The sequence below is a fragment of the Nostoc sp. genome, assembly GCF_036916655.1.
Taxonomy (GTDB): Bacteria; Cyanobacteriota; Cyanobacteriia; order Cyanobacteriales; family Nostocaceae; genus Nostoc.
Genome location: NZ_JBALFY010000019.1, coordinates 60,495 through 81,614, shown reverse-complemented (window position 1 = coordinate 81,614; position 21,120 = coordinate 60,495). Strand labels below are relative to the sequence as shown.

17 protein-coding genes and 1 tRNA gene are annotated in these 21,120 nt (G+C 40.5%); 9 read left to right on the top strand and 9 right to left on the bottom strand.

Going from position 1 to position 21,120, the window contains the following annotated elements:
- The first annotated feature begins 18 nt into the window (after positions 1-18).
- A complete protein-coding gene (locus V7L31_RS04595; protein ID WP_334695152.1) occupies positions 19-1,689 on the top strand; it encodes an MBL fold metallo-hydrolase in 1,671 nt (556 codons plus the stop codon).
- A gap of 58 nt (positions 1,690-1,747) precedes the next feature.
- On the opposite strand, the gene V7L31_RS04590 is transcribed toward V7L31_RS04595, so the two are convergent.
- From V7L31_RS04590 to V7L31_RS04555, 9 genes are all read right to left on the bottom strand, one after another.
- On the bottom strand, positions 1,748-2,059 hold the full coding sequence (locus V7L31_RS04590; protein ID WP_012408115.1) for a DUF6679 family protein: 312 nt from the start codon (positions 2,057-2,059) through the stop codon (positions 1,748-1,750).
- 851 nt (positions 2,060-2,910) lie between these two features.
- On the bottom strand, positions 2,911-3,171 hold the full coding sequence (locus V7L31_RS04585) for a hypothetical protein (RefSeq protein WP_334695151.1): 261 nt from the start codon (positions 3,169-3,171) through the stop codon (positions 2,911-2,913).
- A gap of 265 nt (positions 3,172-3,436) precedes the next feature.
- Positions 3,437-4,225, bottom strand: a complete 789-nt coding sequence (locus V7L31_RS04580) for a Nif3-like dinuclear metal center hexameric protein (RefSeq protein ID WP_334695150.1) — start codon at positions 4,223-4,225, stop codon at positions 3,437-3,439.
- A gap of 32 nt (positions 4,226-4,257) precedes the next feature.
- Positions 4,258-5,007 carry a hypothetical protein gene (locus tag V7L31_RS04575; protein ID WP_334695149.1) on the bottom strand — a complete coding sequence of 250 codons (750 nt, stop codon included), beginning with the start codon at positions 5,005-5,007 and terminating at the stop codon, positions 4,258-4,260.
- A 291-nt stretch (positions 5,008-5,298) separates the two neighbouring features.
- Positions 5,299-5,712 carry a secondary thiamine-phosphate synthase enzyme YjbQ gene (locus V7L31_RS04570; RefSeq protein WP_334695148.1) on the bottom strand — a complete coding sequence of 138 codons (414 nt, stop codon included), beginning with the start codon at positions 5,710-5,712 and terminating at the stop codon, positions 5,299-5,301.
- Positions 5,713-5,928: 216 nt separating this feature from the next.
- Entirely contained in the window at positions 5,929-7,011 is a 1,083-nt protein-coding gene (locus tag V7L31_RS04565) for a glycosyl transferase (protein ID WP_334695147.1), read from the bottom strand.
- A gap of 225 nt (positions 7,012-7,236) precedes the next feature.
- Positions 7,237-7,923 (bottom strand): hypothetical protein, encoded by a 687-nt coding sequence (locus V7L31_RS04560; protein ID WP_334695146.1) that lies wholly within the window; start codon positions 7,921-7,923, stop codon positions 7,237-7,239.
- Positions 7,916-8,080, bottom strand: coding sequence for a DUF6960 family protein (locus V7L31_RS32535; protein WP_442944352.1), 165 nt, complete (start codon positions 8,078-8,080; stop codon positions 7,916-7,918). Before V7L31_RS32535 ends, V7L31_RS04560 begins: the two co-directional genes overlap by 8 nt.
- A 176-nt stretch (positions 8,081-8,256) precedes the next feature.
- Positions 8,257-9,450: an aminotransferase class V-fold PLP-dependent enzyme gene (locus V7L31_RS04555; RefSeq protein ID WP_334695145.1), complete on the bottom strand. Its 1,194-nt coding sequence runs from the start codon at positions 9,448-9,450 to the stop codon at positions 8,257-8,259.
- Between the two features lie 126 nt (positions 9,451-9,576).
- Here V7L31_RS04555 and V7L31_RS04550 point away from each other — a divergent pair, with 126 nt between their 5' ends.
- The 8 genes from V7L31_RS04550 to ftsH2 all read left to right on the top strand — a co-directional run bounded on the left by V7L31_RS04550 (position 9,577) and on the right by ftsH2 (position 21,038).
- Positions 9,577-11,037, top strand: coding sequence for a TM0106 family RecB-like putative nuclease (locus V7L31_RS04550; RefSeq protein WP_334695144.1), 1,461 nt, complete (start codon positions 9,577-9,579; stop codon positions 11,035-11,037).
- 407 nt (positions 11,038-11,444) lie between these two features.
- Positions 11,445-12,629, top strand: coding sequence for an esterase-like activity of phytase family protein (locus tag V7L31_RS04545; RefSeq protein WP_334695143.1), 1,185 nt, complete (start codon positions 11,445-11,447; stop codon positions 12,627-12,629).
- 287 nt (positions 12,630-12,916) lie between these two features.
- Positions 12,917-14,539, top strand: coding sequence for a serine/threonine protein kinase (locus V7L31_RS04540; RefSeq protein ID WP_334695142.1), 1,623 nt, complete (start codon positions 12,917-12,919; stop codon positions 14,537-14,539).
- Positions 14,540-14,643: 104 nt separating this feature from the next.
- Complete coding sequence (locus V7L31_RS04535) at positions 14,644-16,167, top strand: serine/threonine protein kinase (RefSeq protein ID WP_334695141.1); 1,524 nt, start codon at positions 14,644-14,646, stop codon at positions 16,165-16,167.
- A 110-nt stretch (positions 16,168-16,277) separates the two neighbouring features.
- Positions 16,278-16,351: transfer RNA gene (locus V7L31_RS04530), tRNA-Asp, on the top strand.
- 138 nt (positions 16,352-16,489) lie between these two features.
- Positions 16,490-17,935, top strand: a complete 1,446-nt coding sequence (gene gltX, locus V7L31_RS04525; protein WP_334695140.1) for a glutamate--tRNA ligase — start codon at positions 16,490-16,492, stop codon at positions 17,933-17,935.
- A gap of 325 nt (positions 17,936-18,260) precedes the next feature.
- On the top strand, positions 18,261-18,755 hold the full coding sequence (locus V7L31_RS04520) for a hypothetical protein (RefSeq protein WP_334695139.1): 495 nt from the start codon (positions 18,261-18,263) through the stop codon (positions 18,753-18,755).
- Positions 18,756-19,151: 396 nt separating this feature from the next.
- On the top strand, positions 19,152-21,038 hold the full coding sequence (ftsH2, locus tag V7L31_RS04515; protein ID WP_334695138.1) for an ATP-dependent zinc metalloprotease FtsH2: 1,887 nt from the start codon (positions 19,152-19,154) through the stop codon (positions 21,036-21,038).
- Positions 21,039-21,120 lie beyond the last annotated feature (82 nt).

Below are 21,120 nucleotides of genomic sequence, written 5' to 3'. Positions count from 1 at the left end.
GTTTGAGGGGAGGAGAGCATGAGGGATAATCTGTCGGCATCCTCTCGCTTAGATGCTGCGGAAGCGGGTAGTGAATTAGAATGTTTGCCCTATAGTGTCCAGCATGACAATGAGGGCGTGTGTTTATTGGTGAAGATGGGCCCACACCGCATTCTATTGGACTGCGGTATGGAAGATATTTCATTGCTGGCTAAGGGGCTTACTAAGTCGGGAGGTGCAGCTAGTTCGCCCCTACCAGCAGATTTAGTTTTGATTAGTCACGCCCACCCAGATCACTCCAGAGGCTTACTGGCACTGAATAAAGCTTTTCCCAAGTTACCTATTTATGGTAGCGAGGTGACTAGTAAGTTGCTGCCGCTGAATTGGCTTGAGGAAGATCCTGAAAAAATTTCCAAATTTTGTCATGCGCTGCCGTTGCGATCGCCTGTGGAACTCCAAGATGGTTTGGTGGCAGAATTATTTCCCGCAGGGCATCTACCAGGGGCAGTGGCAATTCTCCTGACCTACACTACCCAGCAGCGCACATACAAGCTGCTGTATACAGGAGATTTTTTCCTGTCAAACTCCCGATTGGTAGAAGGTTTGCGTTTAGAGGAACTGCGGGGCTTAGATTTGGATGTGCTAATCATTGAAGGTAGTTATGGCACATCCCGTCATCCTCACCGCCGCAACCAAGAAAATCAACTAGCCGAGCGAATTAATCGCGCGATCGCTGATCATTGTTCTGTAATTCTTCCCACTCCGGCTTTAGGATTAGGTCAAGAATTATTAATGCTCTTGCGATCGCATCACCACTTTACCGGGCGAGATTTAGATATTTGGGTAGATGGTGCGGTCGCTACTGGGTGTGATGCCTACCTCGAACTGCTACCCCACCTCCCTCCATCAGTACAGAATTTTGCCCGCCATCAACCCTTATTTTGGGATGAACGGGTACGTCCCCGCGTGCGTCGTTTGCAACCAGAACATCGCTCCAATGTGGGCAAGTCACCTTGTATTGTCCTCACAGACTCGACATCTGATCTAGGTGAACATTGCCAACTAGACACCGGCCCCTGGCTAATCCTGCTACCAGAAAAAATTGATATAAAAGTTAATAAAGAATATTTAGCACCTACTAGTGTTGAAACCTACTTATTGGCTCAACATAGTGACGGCCCTGGTACTACGCAGCTAATTCATAACTTGCGACCCCAGCACGTAATTTTTGTCCACGGTTCTCCTGCCTACTTGGCAGACTTGACTAGCTTAGAGGAATTGCAAAACCGTTACCATGTGCATTCCCCGGCGGCTGAAACCTTAGTAGAACTACCAATTGGCGATACATTTTTACAACCGGCAGCACCAGAGACTAACTACGAAGGCGAACTGACAGAGTTGGGAACAGTAATCACAATCACCCTACCCAATGTGATTACTGCCGATCCGCGTTGGCGGCAATTTGCCGACACTGGTTTAATCGAAGCTCGTTGGCAAGGGGAAGAATTAGTATTAAGGGGATTGTCTCAACGAGAACTGCTCAACCAAAATAGCGATCGCTATACCTGGACAGATGTAGACTGTTGTGGTACTTGCCGACATCAAAGGGGGCAGCGGTGTTGGAATCCAGCTTCCCCGTTGTATAACTTCAAAGTAACTCTCGAAGGTTACTGTCCTGCCTTTGAAAGTTTATCTAATCCTGAGTCCTGAATGCTCAATACTGAGTTAGGATTTGTTAACTCAGTACTCAGCACTCAGCACTGGTTATTTATTCTGGATTCGAGTCAGTGTAACGGTTGTGGATGCGCTCTGCTTCGGGACAATCTTCAGTCATCAGAGGTTCCACATTCCCGCGCGGTACTGAAGCCAATTTTTGCGTTACAGCACCAATGCTCTCAAGGCGAACCATTTCTTCCCAAGAACAAACTTCATCCTCTTCTTCTGTTTCATAGCGTAGGGTAACTAAATCTCCCTCTATATCTATGATGCGGGCGCGTTCAATCCAGCGTTGCTGGTCCCGCAAGAAAACACATACCTCGCGCCCATCGCAACACAGTTGATAAATCTTGCGGTGTAGCATGTATTGTTTCTGCCTTTTTAAACAATGTAGTTAAACCTGTGAAAATCTGGGTTCTACCCCATTACATTACACCTTTAAGAGGTTAATTTCACTCTTTAGAACAAGTACGCTTCATCATCCAATCCCAAGACTTGCTTCTAGTTGTCAAAATATCGGGAAATGTTGGGTCATGAATCAATTGATTGCTCTCACAATGAACTAAGTCCCCCTCTGGCTCATTTTAGGGAATGTCTGCTTCATCGAAGAAGTCAAACAATTCGGTACCTGTCCTAACCAGGTTTATATTTCTTGGTGAGTCATTCTTACAATTGTGTAATAAAGAACACTCCAAAACAATCGTTGATTGCGGTTGTTTAATTTGCCTACTTTTAATCATTGGCATTACTGGGAAGTCCGGGGACTTGGTTTTACTTTTACCCACTTGTATCTGATCTTAACTCATTCTCTTGCTGACCTTGATGGTTTTCTACAAGAACACCCAAAGAGTTTTGAGTTTTTAAGATTTTTGCCTGATTATAGCAATCCGATAGCGAAGCGGTAGCGAGTCCTCGAGCGTCTTTGATTTCTGAATCACTCGTAGAGGTAAGGGACTGGGGATTGGGGACTGGGAAGAAGGAATAAAGCTGTACTGAGTTTTGTTCAAAAATCAAATAGGAGTCCTATATAACTAAGAAAAAGCAACGGAGTTGGGGGAAAAGGCAGATAGACAAAAGAGATAAGGGGCAGAGGGTAAATACCCTGAGAAGATTGATTCTCTTCTGCTTCTTTTGTGGGGTGTCAGCAAGATTTATCAAGAGAGGCGGTTCTTGCTGTTCGCGCATCGTGTCGAAGACAGGCTAGGAGATACCAAATCATCCGGGGTCAAATCCTCTTGGAGTTTGCTCATCCTGCTTCCTGCCCCCTTCAACCGATAGAGGAAATTCCATAAGCACGTTCGACGAGGACGCTTCTCGTTTAATTTGACCTGCGCGAACTGCATTGTATAGGGATGCGAGAAAAGGCAAATCCTCTGACTGATAGCATTTGGTGGACAGCACTTGCTGGAGTAAACCCTCAGATTCAACACTAAGATATCCAGTTTCAAAAGCAGATTCAATGAGTGTGCGAATCATCTTGATTAGGGCAGAGTAAACAATTGATTATTTCAAGTGTGGAACATTTCTCTCGCTTGCTAATTGATATAGAACATTAATACTGTGTGATTAGTATTACACGTAAATGGTGATTCATATCACATTGAATAGTATAAGTTTTGGAAGCTCAGTACATTAATATACGGAGATGATTTGCATAAAGCCGCTCTAGAAGCACAGGGTTTAAAACTCAAATTTTCGATAAAGAGATGAGTTTTAAAGCAGAATATTTAATAATCAGCAATCAAGCAAAAAACTGGCGGAAATCTTCATCTTTTTGACTTAATTGCACCCAGTCTAGATTTAAGGACTGGAATTTTTGCACTAAGCGATCGCAAGCTGGACGTTCGGTAGCGTAATGTCCAGCATCGATTAAAATAAGATTGCCATCGCGGCTTTCTTGAAACTGATGAAATTTGCAGTCAGAAGTCAGATAAGCTTGAGCGCCAGTTTTAGCGACGGCTGAAATGTAACTAGCCCCTGAACCACCCAAAACAGCAACTCGTGAGATTGTTTGCTGTAAATCAGCAGTTGGGGAAAAAATCAAATTAGGGGGAGAAAGTCGGGTTTGAATAGTTGCGAGTAATTCCTGTAATGTTAGAAATGGCTCTAGCGAACCGACACGACCATATCCTAATCCTCCTTGTGTAGGTTCTATGGGAGTAACTTCTTTGAGTTCTAAAATCTGAGCTAAAACGTCAGCAGTCCCATCTTGCACTTGGTCAAAATTCGTGTGAGCAGTGTAAATACCAATATTGTGGGTAAAAGCTAACCGTAGCATTTCGGCGATCGCTTCACCAGTGCGTAAAGATTTGAGAGGATTAAAAATTAAGGGATGATGGGCGAATATCAGATTAGCATTTTCTGCGATCGCTTCCTGCATTACCGCCAAAGTTGGTGTCAAACAGACTAAAACCCGTGCTTTTTCTGGTAAAACTCCTGGTTCAATTTGCCAGCCACAATTATCCCAACTTTCACACCAAGCGGGATTTGCCCATGCTTCAAACCAAGTAATTAAATCAGCAATTTTCATAATTATTTTCTTCAGCAATTTTTAATTGCTCATCAGTGTCTCTGTGGTTGAATATTTAATTTTAATGCTAATTGCTGGCGCATTTCTTGGAAAGGTTTGTTCCACACAGGGCTAGCATTCCAGTTCCATACTGCTACTGGAATAAGTTGTTCTTCCGCAAGATAACTTAACAAACGGTATTCATCTTCTGGTTCACGAGAAAAAGTGAAGGGGTTGCGGTAGCCTGTTTCACACAGTTTATAAGATACGACCTGACCATGATTAATCCGTTGTAAAAGTTCCTTGCCTTTGACGAGCAAGTAATCAAAAAAAACTAGACTAAAAGGCTCTATATGTGCGCGATTCTGTGGCTCTTTTTGTACCCATCTTGCCCACTCAAATCCATATATAAAATCATGAACATAACGGAAGCGCATTTCCGTTTTATTTCCGAACATCTCCGTCAAAGAAACCATCTTTGCACCAAAGATTTTTAAGAATGGAATAGCGCCCTCATCTGCGGTTAAAGCCTGTCTAAGCATACTACTTACAAGAAAATCAAAATCCCAGAATATATTTTCTGGGAAGTTTTGCAATTGAGTACGAACGATGCTTTCGAGAGTTTCCTGAAGGGTTATTATAATTTTAATATCAGTGTTTTGTTCAGTAATCAAATTTCCCAATTCTGCAAAACTGGTAATTAATGTCTTTTCGGGACTAAGTGACAATAAGTTAACAGACTGCTGGGCAAGTATTTCATCAATAAATTGAAAATTATGAGTTGGTGTCAATTCTTGCTTCATAGTAATTGAAATAGCCCAAACAGCGTATACTAAATATTAGTATATATCGAAAGTAAGAGGCTATTTAATAATTATAAATAATCTTAATTTTTAAATTCACAAATATACATAAATTATTTAATATGTGTCTGGTTAGTTTTGTATTAATAATTTTTATAATAAAAGTACCACGGCGAAATTTATTTAATGCTTATCACCGCGAGTTGAGGAGATTATACCCAAAAGTTAAGCAGTATAACCAGAGTATTTAAGCTCTATCTAATTAGACCTTAAATAAAACTTGGAAATCGGCTATCCAGAAATGTGAATCACCAATTCTCTGGAATGATTGCGCTGACGGTGTTCCCAAATATAAATTCCCTGCCAAGTTCCCAGTACCAAATGACCACGATTAATGGGGATATGTTCAGAAGTATGGGTGAGTGCAGTACGGATATGTGCTGGCATATCGTCGGGGCCTTCTGCATCGTGAACGTATTTGCCTGCTTCTGGGACGAGTTTCGCCATAAAATTAGCTAGATCCACAAGAACATCAGGATCGGCATTTTCTTGAATAACTAAGCTGGCTGAAGTATGGCGTAAAAATAAAGTACAAAGACCAGTTTCAACTCCCGATTCTGCAACTGCGGCTGCAATTTTTGCAGTGATGTTATAAAAAGATTTGCCAGTTGTGGAAATTTTTAGTAACTTTTGGTAGTGAGTCATTTCACACAGTAATTATTGATGACAGTAAAAGCTAGTTAACAGTTCAATCTACTTAATTTGGTTGTTGGTTTGCCCTTGGTTGATCATTAGATTGAGTACAATTATTATAAATCTTTCTGAAGTCAGCTAACATCTGTAAATTGTATTCTTGAGACGTAGATTTATTTATCTATGGTTAGAGATTCCATGATTACATTGATGTTGCTTTGAATAACTTTATTTTGTCTGTAAATAATTGATAACAGCTTTAGCGATCGCTTCATTACCATCCTTAGCAATTGGTTGAGATTGCTTTGGGGCTTGGGGTAACTCATGCAGAAAATTCCAAGTCCCTTGAAAAAAATCAGATGGGGTGATGATTTGATGCTGGTTGTAATTAGTTATACCTTCTACGATAAAAGTCGCTTCGGCAAAATCTTCGCGCGGTATGGTGACAATTGGTAATCCTAGTATTGTCGCTTCAGAAAAAGTACTGTACCCAGGTTTAGAGACAACTCGTGTACAAAGAGGCATAAAATCTACAGGGCGGTATTTGCGGTCATCAATTTTCACTAAATTAGGTAAATCAGGGGCAGATTGATCGAATACGATAAATTGCCAATCTGGAAATCGCTGTAAGTTATCATAAGGGATTTGCTGTAAACCCAAACCGCCAAAGGTCAATAAAATAGTTTTTTCGACTGGTGCAGTTATCCCCCAAAGAGAACGTAAATCATCAACAGGGTAACGGGGGGAACCGCCTGTTAAGCCGACATCTGTGATATTGTTAAAAGCTGTCATTGGTTCATGGAAAGGGAGACGAAACAGGCGATCGCACTTTGAATACCAATCACTAATCCAATCTGCAACTGCGGTAAATTCCCCTCCCCAATCTCGGTAGATCAAGTCCCAGCCGAAGTTACTCATCATCCAGCAGGGAATATTTGCAGCTTTGGCAAACCCAGGAGCGAGGAAGGGAATATCTGCCAAGATAAGATTAACGCGATTTTGACGGATAAAATTCACTTCTGAGGCAATCAGCGAATTTTGATGCTTCTTAATATCGAGCAATTTTTCTAAAGTCGCTACTTTATCCATTGTCAAACTATCCGTTTGCACCACACCCAAATCAAATGCACGGGGACGATAAATAAAATCACCTTCTATATAGCACTCTAGTAACCAGCGTGGGGCAGTACTCGCCAGAATTAGCAGAACCTCTGGACATAATTTTTGAATTGTTGCAGCTACAGAAGCCGTGCGGGTAGCATGACCAAAGCCGTGGTTAGTTATGGCTATGTATAAGATTGGGCGTTCCATTTTTATGTTAAGAGGTAGCAGTTTAATATATAGCAGTTATCGGTTGAGTAAAATACACCATCTGATTAGGAAACACTATAACTTTAAAAGCAAAATTTTTATTTAAGGGTTTGTTCCAAGCCTAATATTTTTCCGTAATTTGCATATATGCTAAAGCCATCAGCAAACTGAATAGCAGGAAGGTGTTCTCCATGAAGATTATTCTGTTCATCTAATCTTATTATGCTAGGGCGAGAAGATATATATAATACATATATTCTCGTATGGTAAAATCCAACCACAATAACTTATTAGATTTTGAAAAGTTTTCCATTTTTCAGGATTATGCTCACATTTTAAAACTGATATACAAAAATCATATATACAAGCTTCCCCAATGCTTGCCCATGAAGAAAATATATTACAATAAAATTCCACAGATGGCTCCCACTCATTCTGAGGTTGAAGTTGTTTTTCAATCCATAATAAACTACTTAATTTATCCCATTTATTACCAAGTTCTACCTCTAGTTTTTCTTCTAATAAATTCCAAAAAGGTATTTCTAATCTATCTAAAAATAAATCTGTAAGTTCGCTTAAGAAGTTGATTTTTAATGAGAACCATAATTCTTCATTCAGTTGATTCTTGATTTCTGATTTTAAAAGACTTATTTTTCTGTCAAATAATTTTTCTAAAGGTTGACCTATTATCTTGCTCGCTCCATCTAATTCCATTAATGTTTTTAAAGCTTGATAAGGACTATTAACTAATACGACTTCCGGCTCTTTAAATCCAAGTAGAGCATGGATTGTGTTTATCTCTTTTTTGATTTTATGGTAATCAGTCTGTTCTATTTGCAAACCAATTTTAAACCATTTTTGACGATATTCTAGTATTAATTTTTCTTGCTCTTGGGAAATACTATTAATCATATTCATTATACTGTAGTGTTAAAAAATTGTTGTCTTCGTTAATGCAGTGAAATACTTTATCATTAGGTAAAAGAGCTTTAAATCTTTCTATGTTTTTAGAAAAAATTAAATGTTCTCCATATTCGGAAAACCATTGATAAAGCCCCCAAATTCCCATATTTTTGCTTATATAATATTTTGTTGATTGTAAGGTTTGAAGCTCTGGAAATTTTAGTTATGTGAGACAAGCTGCTTAAGCTTCTATGTTCGGGAGCAACCTCAAATTTAATCGGTATTAGAAGTTAGGGAATTAAGATTGTAATTCCCAGATTGATAATTTATAACTCCTAATTTTTAACTAGTTTTGCAAAATTTTTGAATCGCCTCAACCAATAGGTCAATTTCCGATCCTAAAGTAAAGTAATGAACACTGGCGCGTATACAGCTAGGATCGGCAATTGTGCGAATTAATATGTTTTGTGAGTCTAAAAATTGCACTAATTTGAGATTAGCTTGAGGCTGATTATTTGCAAGTTGAAAGGAGACTATACCGCTTTCGGGTGGGGAAGTTCGCAAACATTTAATATCGGGTAACGCCGTCAATTGTCGCCATAGGTACTCACTATTGTGGCAGATTTGCTCGTAACGTTCTTGTGAGGTTCCCCATTGCTGATGAATTGCGATCGCTTCCTTTAATCCAAGATACAACGGATAAGATAATGTAGAAACCTCGTATCGTCGCCCATCTGGCTGCCAATCCACAGGCTGAGATTGACTATCCACAACAATGCCACTCAAGCCAATAAACGTAGGTTTCAGGCTTTCTCGTGCTTCTGGGCGGACATACAAGCCACCAGCACCCGCAGGGCCACATAACCATTTATGACCAGTGAAAGCATAAAAATCTACTCCCAATTCTGTCAAGTTTAAAGGCAATAAACCAGCAGATTGGGCAGCATCTATTAATAGTGCAGAATGATTATTTCTGCATACTTCGGCAATTTTGTCCAGTGGTAAAACTTGACCAGTATTCCAAAAAACATGACTTAATATTACAAGACGGGTATTGGGGCGCAAGTGCTGGGCAATGACTTTTATGGGGTCGCCCTCATTTAAAGTCGCCTTTAGGGGACAGGTGGTAACTTCCACTGCGAATCTACGTGCGATTTCTTGGGATGTGGCAATTACGCCTGGATGTTCGCAGTCAGAGAGTAACAGATGGTCGCCAGCCCGCCATTCAATACCCCACATGGCGATATTACAGCCAACAGTGACATTTTGGGTGAGAGTAATTGTTTCAGATGGTGCATGAAACTCAGAAGCGATCGCAACTCTAGCAGCTTGAATCTGGGGCGCTATCCAGCTATATGCCTCATTGCCGAAGGGGCCTATTTGCTGAACATAAGCTTGAGTTTGGGCCATAGTATCCATTGCCCTTTGGGGCATCGGCCCTTGTCCCCCATAATTGAAATAAGTCTTATTCGCTAAAGCCGGAAATTGCTCTCGATGGCTATGCAACCTGGTTTGTGCAACAGAAGTACTAGTCATATCAATTTTGGATTTTAGATTTTAGATTTTGGATTAGCATTAGTTTCTCATCTCCCTCATCTCCCACTCCATTATTAATTGTCTGAGGTACTCCCAGAGTGTGCTAAATCTTGTTAACTTAAAAGGATGCTAATTAATGCTGAACTCCTACTGCAATACCAACGCTGTAAACGCCGACCTTTTTTAGATATCCGCGGTGACAAAAGTCAGCGCGATGCCCCCAATGAGTTGCTAAGGAAACTGCAACAAGACAAAATCGCTCATCAGTTGAGTATTTTGACAAAGGTGACTTATCACCAACCAGATTATTCTTATGGAAACTGGGAAAGGGCAGAGAAGGCAACTTTAGAATTGATGCAGCGTGGGGTTGAGTACATCTATAAAGGAGTGCTGTCAGCAACTTATTCTGAAGCAGACACCTTGCTAAGTCGTCCAGATTTACTCGTGAAACAACCGGGACAATCAAATTTTGGAGATTGGATCTACGTCCCAGCGAGTATTGAACTGGGTAAGCGCCCTAAGCAAGAATATCAGGTTGTCGCGGCATTTCATGCCCAAGTGTTGACAACAGTGCAGGGAGTTCCACCGGGAACAGCTTCACTCATATTGCGAAGTAAAAATACAAATTATGCAGTGGATCTATTTAAATGGATGCCACGGATGCAGCAGATTCTAGAGGAGTTTATTCAAGTTTTAGAGTTACCGAATCCGCCAGAGGTGTTTATTTCTCGCCAAAAGTGCAATTTTTGCCATTGGTATAGTGAATGTTATGCGATCGCTCAATCTGAAAAACATCTCTCACTAGTACCAGGCATAACACCCATTCGCTACACTCAACTCCAAGCCTTAGCCATTACCACACTGGAATCTCTCGCTAACACCAGTCCCAGCGCCTTAGAAAATCTACTTGGTTTTGATAGCGAAGTAGCACCCAAGTTAGTAGTGCAAGCTCAATCTGCACTAGAAAAACGACCGTTAATTTTACCCTACCCGCTACCAACAGAAGATATTACATTTACAGCACCCATAGAGCTTTATTTTGATATTGAAGCCCAGCCAGACTTAGATTTAGATTATCTCTTAGGGGTTTTGGTCGTTAATAGACAAGCTAATACAGAACAGTTTTATTCCTTTTTAGCAGACAAACCAGAAGACGAAGAAGTAGTTTGGCAGCAATTTTTGGATTTGGTTTGGCAATATCCCGAAGCGCCAATTTATCATTTTTGTGTCTACGAATTTGATACAGTTAAACGGTTGGCAAAACTTTACGGCACTCCACACTCCTTAGTGCGTCCTGTACTGAATCGATTTGTGGATGTGTATGAGCAATTAACCCAAAGTGTAGCATTGCCAATAGAAAGCTATGCCTTGAAAGCGATCGCTCGTTGGATAGGATTTGAGTGGCGTGATAAAGAAGCCAGTGGTGCCAAGTGTATTTACTGGTACGATCAATGGTTAGAAACAGGCGATCGCACCTTACTAGAAATTATCCAACGCTACAATGAAGATGACTGTCGTGCTACTCATCAAGTGAAAGATTGGCTTGTCAATTTTTTCCAAGATGAATATGGTTTGCGACTAGCCTAAGTAATTTCCTATTTTCTAAAGCTTTTCAAATTAACAATTAATTAAAGCCTGATTTGATCGGGTTTCCAGGCTTCTATAGGACTCATATTTGATTATTGAAATATACGTAGGGTGCGTTACGCCAAAGGCTAACGCACCACCTTTAAGTTTTGGGTGTGTTATGGCGTAGCCTAACACACCCTACATACTACTTAGATTTTTTCAGAAATCAAATCATATTCCTATATCTGTCATTTAACATTGTTTTTTCATTGGTATTATTTATAAGGACGCACAACTAGGCATTTATAACGTCAATACAAACCATCATGTAGAGACGCGATTTATCGCGTCTTAAAAGACTACACCGACAACCTTTAACTGAACCATATTGCTTTATAACACATATTTATTTAACAAAAAAATCTATGCAGCTAATTAAAAAAATCTTTGTATTGCCACGAATTATTTACTTTTTGCTCCCAATTATAATTCTTAGCCTCATATTCATAAACTTAGCGTCAAATGCTGTTGAAATCAGTAGCATAGAATTTATTGGGGAAGCTACCTTACGGAAAGGTTTAATCTTTCAAAAAACGGAAGTTGGAGGTTTATCTGGAATTACATATAATCCTAAAAACAACCTCTATTATGCTATTTCCGATGACCGTGGACAAAAAGCTCCCGCTCGTTTCTACACATTAAAAATAGACTTGAGCAAAGGGGTTCTACAAAAAGGTGGAATTACCCCAGTCAGCATTACCGCATTACTAAATGAAAATGGTCAAACATTTCGCCCTGGTGAAACTGATACAGAAGGTATTGCCTTAACTAATAAAGAAACTGTATTTATTTCTTCTGAAGGTGATGCTATAAGATTAATTAATCCTTTTATTAAAGAGTTTTCACTATCTTCTGGCAAAGAAATTGTAACACTCCCCATCCCAAACAAATTTTTGCCAGATAAGAATGGTCAAAAAGGTATCCGTAACAATTTGGCTTTTGAAAGCCTTACCATCACACCTGATAAAAAGTATCTATTCACAGCTACCGAAAATGCTCTAATTCAAGATGGTGTCGCAGCTAAACCTAATATTGGTAGTCCTTCTCGCATTTTGCAATACAACTTGCTCAACAACCAGCCAGAAAAAGAATTTCTTTACCAAACTGAAGCAGTTGCACCATTTTTGAATCTGATTGGCAAATTCGCGAGTGGATTACCCGATTTACTGGCTCTTGATAATCAAGGACACTTCCTAAGTCTAGAAAGGTCTTTTACTGGTTTAGGATTTGCTATTTCCCTGTTTCAAGTTTCTTTAGAAGGAGCCGATGATATTCATCACATTGATAGCCTTTTAGCAGTTGATTCCAAAAATATTAAACCAGTTCAGAAAAAACTGCTGTTAGATTTGAGAACCCTAGATGTACTACTAGACAACATTGAAGGCTTAACTCTTGGCCCTAAATTACCCGATGGTCAGCAATCATTAATTCTCATCAGTGATAACAATTTTAACTCCCTGCAACGCACCCAAATACTAGCCTTTAAAATTAAAATTGAAAATCCTCTCATGAGATTATTGCGCCGTTTATCCCCGAATCTTAACCTTTAACCACACAGATATAATACTGTTATTTCTTTTTTATGATTATTTCTGTGTATCCACGGAATCTACTAGACAACTTTATCTACCTTGCTTGTAGTTTACGTGTAATTTCTCAACCGTAATCCTTAATAAATATGTTACACAATGTTTAGGAGATTTTGCAGAGAGCCTAAGCATATTTACAGCATATAGTTAATTTTCTCAAAAATCGGATATTTTTTAGATTTAAACTTAATAATTAGCTAGACTTAATTAAAGTATTTTGCCAATAACATTTTTCATAAATGATTTTTATGCCAGAAAATAAAATTGAGAGTATGGTAGGGCAAAAAGCAGAATTAGATGATTATATTGGACAATTTTTAAACAATCGTTATCTAATCAGAGATTTGATTGGCAAAGGGGGGATGGGTAGAGTTTATCTCGCGGAAGATACTGCTAAAGGTGGTATGCCGATCGCAATCAAAATCTTATCACTCAGTTTGTCAAACCAACAAATGTCTCAACGCTTTGCCAGAGAGATTTTTATTGGCGCTCAATTGGGTCGCAAAAGTAAACATATCGTTCGCATCTTAAGTTATGGCGTTACTGAAGATAAAACTCCATTTTATGTAATGGAATATCTTCAAGGAAAAAATCTCAAACAAATTCTGAAAATTCAGCCCTTAACAATCTCGAAGTTTTTAGAGATTTGTAATCAGATTTGTTTAGGTTTACAATGTGCCCACCAAGGCATCAGCTTGAAAGGAGAAATTTATCCTATTGTCCACAGGGATATTAAACCAGAAAATATATTTCTTGCTGAAGATAGTAAACAAGGAGAAATTGTTAAAATACTAGATTTTGGTATTGCCAAATTTCTCACAGAGCGAAGTGGGATGACTCTCACAGATTCTTTTATTGGCAGTTTACCTTATTGTTCTCCAGAACACATGGAAGGGCGCAAACTGCTAGATGTGCGCTCTGATATTTATAGTTTGGGAGTATTAATGTTTGAGATGCTGACAGGGAAACATCCATTTCAAACAAAAAGTAACTCCTTTGGTACTTGGTATCAAGCCCATCGCTTTCAAATGCCACCGACAGTTACAGAAGTAAATCCGCAAGTCAAAATACCGGAAATATTAGAAAAGATATTGATGAGTTGTTTGGCAAAAGAAGTAAGCGATCGCCCTCAAAATATCAGTCAAATATTAGAAGGTTTAGAAAAAGTTAATCTTCAGCTTAATAATGCTATTCCTAGCAATAGTACTGACATTATTAAAGTCTCATTTCCGGTTCAATTAGTACCTGCAACTTTACTATCAGAAAAAGAGTGTTTGCAGAAAAATTGGCCGAAAAATAAACCAATTGCGCCAATTGGGTTTCCGCATTTACTACATACTCTTCAAAGACCAATACCAACTTTTTGGGCAATGTTACCCAAAGAAGATATTACAAAGTTTTTGAATAACATACATGGTACTGAATTTATTAGTCAAATGAATGTATACCCGATGCTATTGTGGGTAACAGTACTATATGATGCCCAACCTTCTATGACTAAATGGCTACCTTATTTTCTGGATTTGAAAGATAATAAAGGTCAGAATATAGCACGTAGTTTAGCAGAAGTAGGTTACTATCATTTACTATTTTTTCCTCTAGAAGATCCAACTCGTTGCTCTCATGTAACGACTTTAAACCTTACGGCTAACCAGCGGCAGCAACTTGTAGATTGGTTAAATATGAGTCAACAGTCCAATGAATTAATTTCACCTAATCAAGCTAAAAATATTTTGAAAACAGAATATGAAAAGTTAAAGTTAGACATCTTACGCAAGTTAGCTGCACATCAAAAAGCTGAGAAAGAAGGTTTAAAAAATTGGATGGTTAAATTTTTGGAGATTTTTTTAAAACTTTTATCACGTCCTTGAAAATTTGCGATTACAATTCTTGCTATGCTTGCTACAATTGTCTAATCATATTCTTATGTGTGTATTACTAACTTTAAATAGACTCAATAGCAGAGGTGAATAAAGTGAATCAAAGCCCATTTACATCTCCAAGTACTACGGGCTTGCTTGCCAATCGTTATCAACTTAAGCAATTAATTGGTAGTGGTGGTATGGGTGAAGTTTTTTTAGCCAATGATATTTTGCTAGGAGGCATACCGGTTGCTGTCAAGTTTTTGACTAAAACTGTTGTCGATAGCAAGATGCAACAAGACTTTGCTCGTGAAGCTTTAATGAGTGCAGCTTTGAGTCAAAAAAGTATACATATAGTACGAGCCTATGATTATGGTGTGAATGAGAAAGGAAAACCATATTATGTGATGGAATACCTATCTGGCAAGAGTTTAAAAGATTTAATTACGCTACCTCTACATATATTTTTGACTCTCTCTCGCCAGATTTGTTTGGGCTTACAATGCGCTCATCAAGGTATTAACATTGATGGCAAAATTTGTCCATTAGTTCACAGAGATATCAAGCCTGCTAATATATTAGTTATTCCCGATCCAATATTGGGTCAGTTAGTTAAAATTCTCGATTTTGGGATTGCTAGATTTTTAAATTATGCATCAACAGCCAGTACAAGTAGGGGATTTAATGGCACTTTACCCTACTGTTCTCCAGAACAATTAGATGGAGAAAAATTAGATAGCCGCTCTGATATTTATAGTCTGGGTGTGATGATGTTTGAGATGCTCACAGGTAAAAAACCTTGGGAAACTGAAACTGATTACTTTGGCGCTTGGTATAAGGCACATCACTTTGAACAGCCAAAAACGATCGCAGAGGTTAAACCCACTCTGAAAATACCTCAAAAGCTGAATAATTTAATCATGGCTTGTCTGGCTAAAAAAGCAAGCGATCGCCCTCAAAATATCGCTCAAATTTTGCAAGTATTAAACAGTCTAGAATCATTAAATTGTCCCAGCGTACCTACAAATATCGCCTCTAATTCCATCTTGAGCCGTCCTTTGAATTCTGTATTACCAATTGCAATAGAACAAAGCTGTCGGCAACTTTTATGGCCTCCAAATAAACCAATTCAAGAAATTGTTTTTCCTCAACTTCTAGACACCGCACAAGGATCGATGACAGCACTATGGTTGATGTTGTCTCAACAAGAAATCAAAAATTATGCGGCTTCTACCCGTTACAGCCGATTTATCTTTATCACATCCCCTCACCCAATGCTGTTGTGGGTGACAGTACTCTACAATCGCCAATTGGCTCCTAAGTGGCTACCATGCTACTTAGATATGCAAAACCCCCAAAATCTTAAAATGGTAAGTCTCTTGACTGAAAATGAACACTATCCTTTGATTTTCTTTACTCTGGAAGAACCGCATTCCTGTACCCAGGTTCTCAGCAGTCGCATTGAGCCAACTCAGCGGCAATTGTTGAAAACCTGGGTGCAACAAAGTCATACTCTACCACCCACTTCTCAAGCCCAGTTGAGCAGACAGCTATTAAAGCAGCAGTATAAACAAATACAATCCAGGATATTGCAGCATTTGGAATCAGAGCCACAGGTTGCATTATCAAGGTTTTAACGAAAAATTCGCACCTTGGAGGGATAGGACAAAAATAATTTCTAATTCCCAACTCCAAAACGCTTGACAAGTAGAAAAAAAATAGTGATAATAGCAAAGTTGCCAAACAAGGGACTGTAGTTCAATTGGTTAGAGCACCGCCCTGTCACGGCGGAAGTTGCGGGTTCGAGCCCCGTCAGTCCCGTTCTAAATTTATGAGTAGTGAATCACTGAATTTAATTTCGGTGATTTTGGATTTTGAATTCCCCAAAGGCATTGCCTCAGAATTCAGGATTTGATTATAAGCTACATTTATCATGCTTTGCGAAAGAGAGAATTAACTGTGACTGTTAGAGTGCGTATTGCGCCGAGTCCAACCGGAAATTTACATATTGGTACAGCTAGAACGGCTGTATTTAACTGGTTATTTGCCCGCCACCACGGTGGGAAATTTATCCTGCGAATAGAAGATACAGATTTAGAGCGATCGCGTCCTGAATACACCGACAATATTCTTGAAGGACTGCGCTGGCTAGGGCTGAACTGGGATGAAGGGCCATTTTTTCAATCCCAACGCCTGGATCTTTATAAAGAAGCAGTAGAAAAACTGCTAGAGCAAGGATTAGCTTATCGCTGCTATACCACTTCCGAAGAACTAGAGGCACTCCGAGAAGCACAAAAAGCTAGAGGTGAAGCCCCTCGCTATGACAACCGTCACCGCAACCTCACCCCAGAACAACGCGCCGCCTTTGAAGCCGAAGGTCGTTCTTCTGTAATTCGCTTCAAAATCGAAGATGGGCGGGAAATTGTCTGGAATGACCTAGTAAGGGGAAAGATGTCTTGGCGAGGTAGCGATTTAGGTGGTGATATGGTCATCGCCCGCGCCTCAGAAGAGTCTAGCGGTCAACCTTTATACAACTTTGTGGTTGTCGTGGATGACATCGATATGCAAATCACCCACGTCATTCGGGGAGAAGACCACATCGCCAACACCGCCAAGCAAATTTTACTGTATGAAGCCTTGGGGGCAAAAATCCCAGAGTTTTCTCATACACCGTTAATTTTGAACATGGAAGGACGCAAGCTTTCTAAACGAGATGGTGTCACTTCTATTTCTGACTTTCAGAAAATGGGCTTTACTGCTGAAGGCTTGGTAAATTACATGACATTGCTGGGTTGGTCGCCACCAGACTCGACGCAAGAAATATTTACCTTAGAAATAGCAGCCAAAGAATTTGGCTTTGAGCGTGTCAATAAAGCAGGTGCAAAGTTTGACTGGGACAAGCTGGATTGGTTAAACAGTCAGTATATCCACAAGACGCCAGTAGATAAACTCACAGATTTACTCATCCCCTATTGGCAAGCGGCTGGGTATAAATTTGATGGTGGAAGAGAACGCCCCTGGTTAGAACAGCTAGTAACTTTAATTAGTCAGAGTTTAACTCGCCTGGTAGATGCAGTACCTCAAAGTCAATTGTTTTTTAGCGATACAGTTGAATTTAGCGAGGAAGGTAGTACGCAACTGAAGCAAGAAGGCTCGGCGGCTGTTCTGGAAGCGATTGTCACAGCTTTAGAAAATCAGCCGCAATTGTCAGAAGCCGCTGCCCAGGAGATTATTAAACAAGTAGTGAAAGAACAAAAAGTCAAAAAAGGCTTAGTAATGCGATCGCTCCGAGCAGCCTTAACTGGAGATGTTCATGGCCCTGACTTAATCCAATCTTGGTTACTACTAAATCAAATTGGTTTAGATAAGCCGCGCTTGAGTCGGGCAATCACAGAAGTGAATTAGCGATTACTTTTGAATTTTAGAAATATTTTAGACTTTAGGGGCGCACATTTGTGGGCCCCTATCCATAAGGTAATACGCTTGGGTTAAGAAATTTATCAGTTGAGGCAGGCAGGGGGAGCAGGGGATGCAGGGGGGAGAAAAAAGCTTATCTGAACCGTCTTGATCCATAAGGTAGAGCAACTATGAGAACAAGAAATCATTGACTAATTACTAATGAATTATTCTCAATTTCACATCTAAAATAGTTAGTCAATTCTCCTCATGTTGGGAACTTGGTGTGTAAAATTCATGTCTTCAAAAACACTTAGAAGCGAACGTAATTACAATGCCGACAAAAGCGCTCAATAGAGGGATGAGATTATCGTTCATGATAGTTACGCTCTTCATCACCTCGACAGTTAATGCTGTGACTGATGCTCAAGAAGCGCCAGCAATATTTGGAGATGTCACAATTGGCCCTCAGTTTTCCCCAGACCCTTTGACAGTTCGCGGGATGAGTGGTGGTTCAATATCTGGGAGTCAAATAGGTGGGAGAACCGAAACAGCCACCGGCCCTTGTACTGGATTTGTTGATGAAACACCAGACCACACATTAGTGCTAACAAGTAAATTTGACTACCTAAAGCTGCAAGTTCAAAGTCCTGAAGATACCACCATAATTATCAAGGGCCCTGGTGGTACTTGGTGCAATGACGATTTTGATGGCAAAAATGCCGGCATTATTGGTGAATGGCTACCTGGAAGTTACCAAATTTGGGTTGGTTCCTACGAAAAAGGCAAGTATCTTCCTTACACTCTCAAAATTACAGAAGTTAAGTAGGGAATTGGGCATGGGGGATTGGGGATTGAAAAGATGCAGAGGGGAAAACTTTTCTCCCTTGCTCCCTGCTCCCTTGCTTCTTCCCCACTCCCCCAGAATCATCATTGAGAAAGACCTAAACCGACACGAGGAAGATTCTGGAGAAATTATCCGTGTCTTTGCATCCCGTTGCGCTTCCTTTTATCGTGCGATTTTGTATTAAAATTAAGTTAACTTTGATTAAGATTCTTATATGTACTGTCATAATGCTCTAGTTGCTTTATAACACTGCATATAAGAGATCAAATTAAACAAAATGGATTTATAAACATCCGTTTAACAGCTTAAGGTGACAGAGTGATGAAGATTCTGTTGCTAGAGCTAATGATTTGTATAGGCATCTAGAGGCAAATTAAGATGAAATTCTCTTGGAAAGTCGTAGCACTCTGGACATTACCGGCTCTGGTAATTGGCTTTTTCTTTTGGCAAGGGGCCTTTGCAGGCGCTCCTGCTGACATGAATAGAAATACAGCCAATACCCGTATGACCTATGGTCGCTTTCTAGAATACTTGGATGGCGATCGCGTCACCAGCGTGGATCTGTACGAAGGCGGTAGGACAGCAATTATAGAAGCCCGCGATCCAGACATCGAAAATCGTGTCCAAAGGTGGCGTGTGGATTTGCCTATTAACGCTCCTGAGTTAATTAGCAAGCTCAAAGAAAAAGCCATTAGTTTTGATGCTCACCCCATGCGGAATGATGGCGCAATTTGGGGATTGTTGGGTAATCTCATCTTTCCAGTTTTATTGATTACCGGACTGTTCTTTTTGTTCCGGCGTTCTAGCAACCTTCCCGGCGGCCCAGGTCAAGCGATGAACTTCGGCAAATCCAAAGCGCGTTTCCAAATGGAAGCGAAAACTGGAGTCAAATTTGACGACGTAGCCGGCATCGAAGAAGCTAAGGAAGAACTACAAGAAGTCGTCACCTTCCTGAAGCAGCCAGAAAGATTTACCGCAGTAGGCGCACGCATTCCCAAGGGAGTGCTGTTAGTTGGGCCTCCTGGAACTGGTAAAACTTTACTAGCAAAAGCGATCGCTGGTGAAGCAGGTGTACCTTTCTTCAGTATTTCCGGTTCGGAATTTGTGGAAATGTTCGTTGGTGTGGGTGCATCCCGCGTCCGCGATTTGTTCAAGAAAGCCAAAGATAACGCCCCCTGTATCATCTTCATCGATGAAATCGACGCTGTGGGCAGACAACGGGGCGCTGGTATCGGTGGCGGTAACGACGAGAGAGAGCAAACCCTCAACCAATTGCTCACCGAAATGGACGGGTTTGAAGGTAACACAGGCATCATTATTATTGCTGCTACCAACCGTCCTGATGTACTAGACTCAGCATTGTTGCGTCCCGGTCGCTTTGACCGCCAAGTAACAGTTGATGCACCCGATATCAAAGGGCGTTTGGAAATCTTGCAAGTCCATGCGCGGAATAAGAAATTAGACACTAGCGTATCGTTGGATGCGATCGCTCGCCGCACTCCTGGATTCACTGGTGCTGACTTAGCTAACTTACTCAACGAAGCAGCAATTCTTACCGCCAGAAGACGTAAAGAAGCCATCACCCTCCGCGAAATTGATGATGCGGTGGATCGGGTAGTCGCTGGGATGGAAGGCACTCCTTTGGTGGATAGCAAGAGCAAGCGCTTAATTGCTTACCACGAAATTGGACACGCTTTAGTTGGGACTTTGTTAAAAGACCATGACCCAGTGCAGAAAGTTACCCTGATTCCACGGGGACAAGCCCAGGGTTTAACTTGGTTTACTCCCAACGAAGAACAAGGGTTAATTTCCCGTTCTCAGTTGAAGGCTAGAATTACTGGTGCTTTGGGTGGCCGCGCCGCCGAAGAGGTAATTTTTGGCGCTGCGGAAGTCACAACTGGCGCTGGTGGAGACTTGCAGCAATTATCGGGAATGGCGCGGCAAATGGTGACTCGTTTCGGGATGTCCGACTTAGGACCACTGTCATTAGAAAGCCAGCAGGGAGAAGTATTCTTGGGTCGTGACTGGACAACCCGATCTGAGTATTCCGAATCCATTGCTTCCCGCATTGATGCTCAAGTCAGAGAAATTGTTGAGCATTGCTACGACAATGCTAAGAAGATCATCCGTGACCATCGCACTGTCACCGATCGCTTAGTAGATTTGCTCATCGAAAAAGAAACCATTGACGGCGAAGAATTCCGCCAGATTGTGGCTGAGTACGCTGAAGTACCTGATAAGCAACAGTACGTACCACAAATATAATAGTTGACTCTTTTCTAGCTAACATCTGGAAATGAGTAAAGTAACAAAAAATAAAATGGGGATGGCGTATACCATCCCCATT

Bases quoted from the DNA above. Each gene is read 5' to 3' on its own strand.
- V7L31_RS04595 (WP_334695152.1), top strand. From the start codon at position 19: ATGAGGGATAATCTGTCGGCATCCTCTCGCTTAGATGCTGCGGAAGCG.
- V7L31_RS04590 (WP_012408115.1), bottom strand. From the start codon at position 2,059: ATGCTACACCGCAAGATTTATCAACTGTGTTGCGATGGGCGCGAGGTA.
- V7L31_RS04585 (WP_334695151.1), bottom strand. From the start codon at position 3,171: ATGATTCGCACACTCATTGAATCTGCTTTTGAAACTGGATATCTTAGT.
- V7L31_RS04580 (WP_334695150.1), bottom strand. From the start codon at position 4,225: ATGAAAATTGCTGATTTAATTACTTGGTTTGAAGCATGGGCAAATCCC.
- V7L31_RS04575 (WP_334695149.1), bottom strand. From the start codon at position 5,007: ATGAAGCAAGAATTGACACCAACTCATAATTTTCAATTTATTGATGAA.
- V7L31_RS04570 (WP_334695148.1), bottom strand. From the start codon at position 5,712: ATGACTCACTACCAAAAGTTACTAAAAATTTCCACAACTGGCAAATCT.
- V7L31_RS04565 (WP_334695147.1), bottom strand. From the start codon at position 7,011: ATGGAACGCCCAATCTTATACATAGCCATAACTAACCACGGCTTTGGT.
- V7L31_RS04560 (WP_334695146.1), bottom strand. From the start codon at position 7,923: ATGATTAATAGTATTTCCCAAGAGCAAGAAAAATTAATACTAGAATAT.
- V7L31_RS32535 (WP_442944352.1), bottom strand. From the start codon at position 8,080: ATGGGAATTTGGGGGCTTTATCAATGGTTTTCCGAATATGGAGAACAT.
- V7L31_RS04555 (WP_334695145.1), bottom strand. From the start codon at position 9,450: ATGACTAGTACTTCTGTTGCACAAACCAGGTTGCATAGCCATCGAGAG.
- V7L31_RS04550 (WP_334695144.1), top strand. From the start codon at position 9,577: ATGCTAATTAATGCTGAACTCCTACTGCAATACCAACGCTGTAAACGC.
- V7L31_RS04545 (WP_334695143.1), top strand. From the start codon at position 11,445: ATGCAGCTAATTAAAAAAATCTTTGTATTGCCACGAATTATTTACTTT.
- V7L31_RS04540 (WP_334695142.1), top strand. From the start codon at position 12,917: ATGCCAGAAAATAAAATTGAGAGTATGGTAGGGCAAAAAGCAGAATTA.
- V7L31_RS04520 (WP_334695139.1), top strand. From the start codon at position 18,261: ATGCCGACAAAAGCGCTCAATAGAGGGATGAGATTATCGTTCATGATA.
- ftsH2 (WP_334695138.1), top strand. From the start codon at position 19,152: ATGAAATTCTCTTGGAAAGTCGTAGCACTCTGGACATTACCGGCTCTG.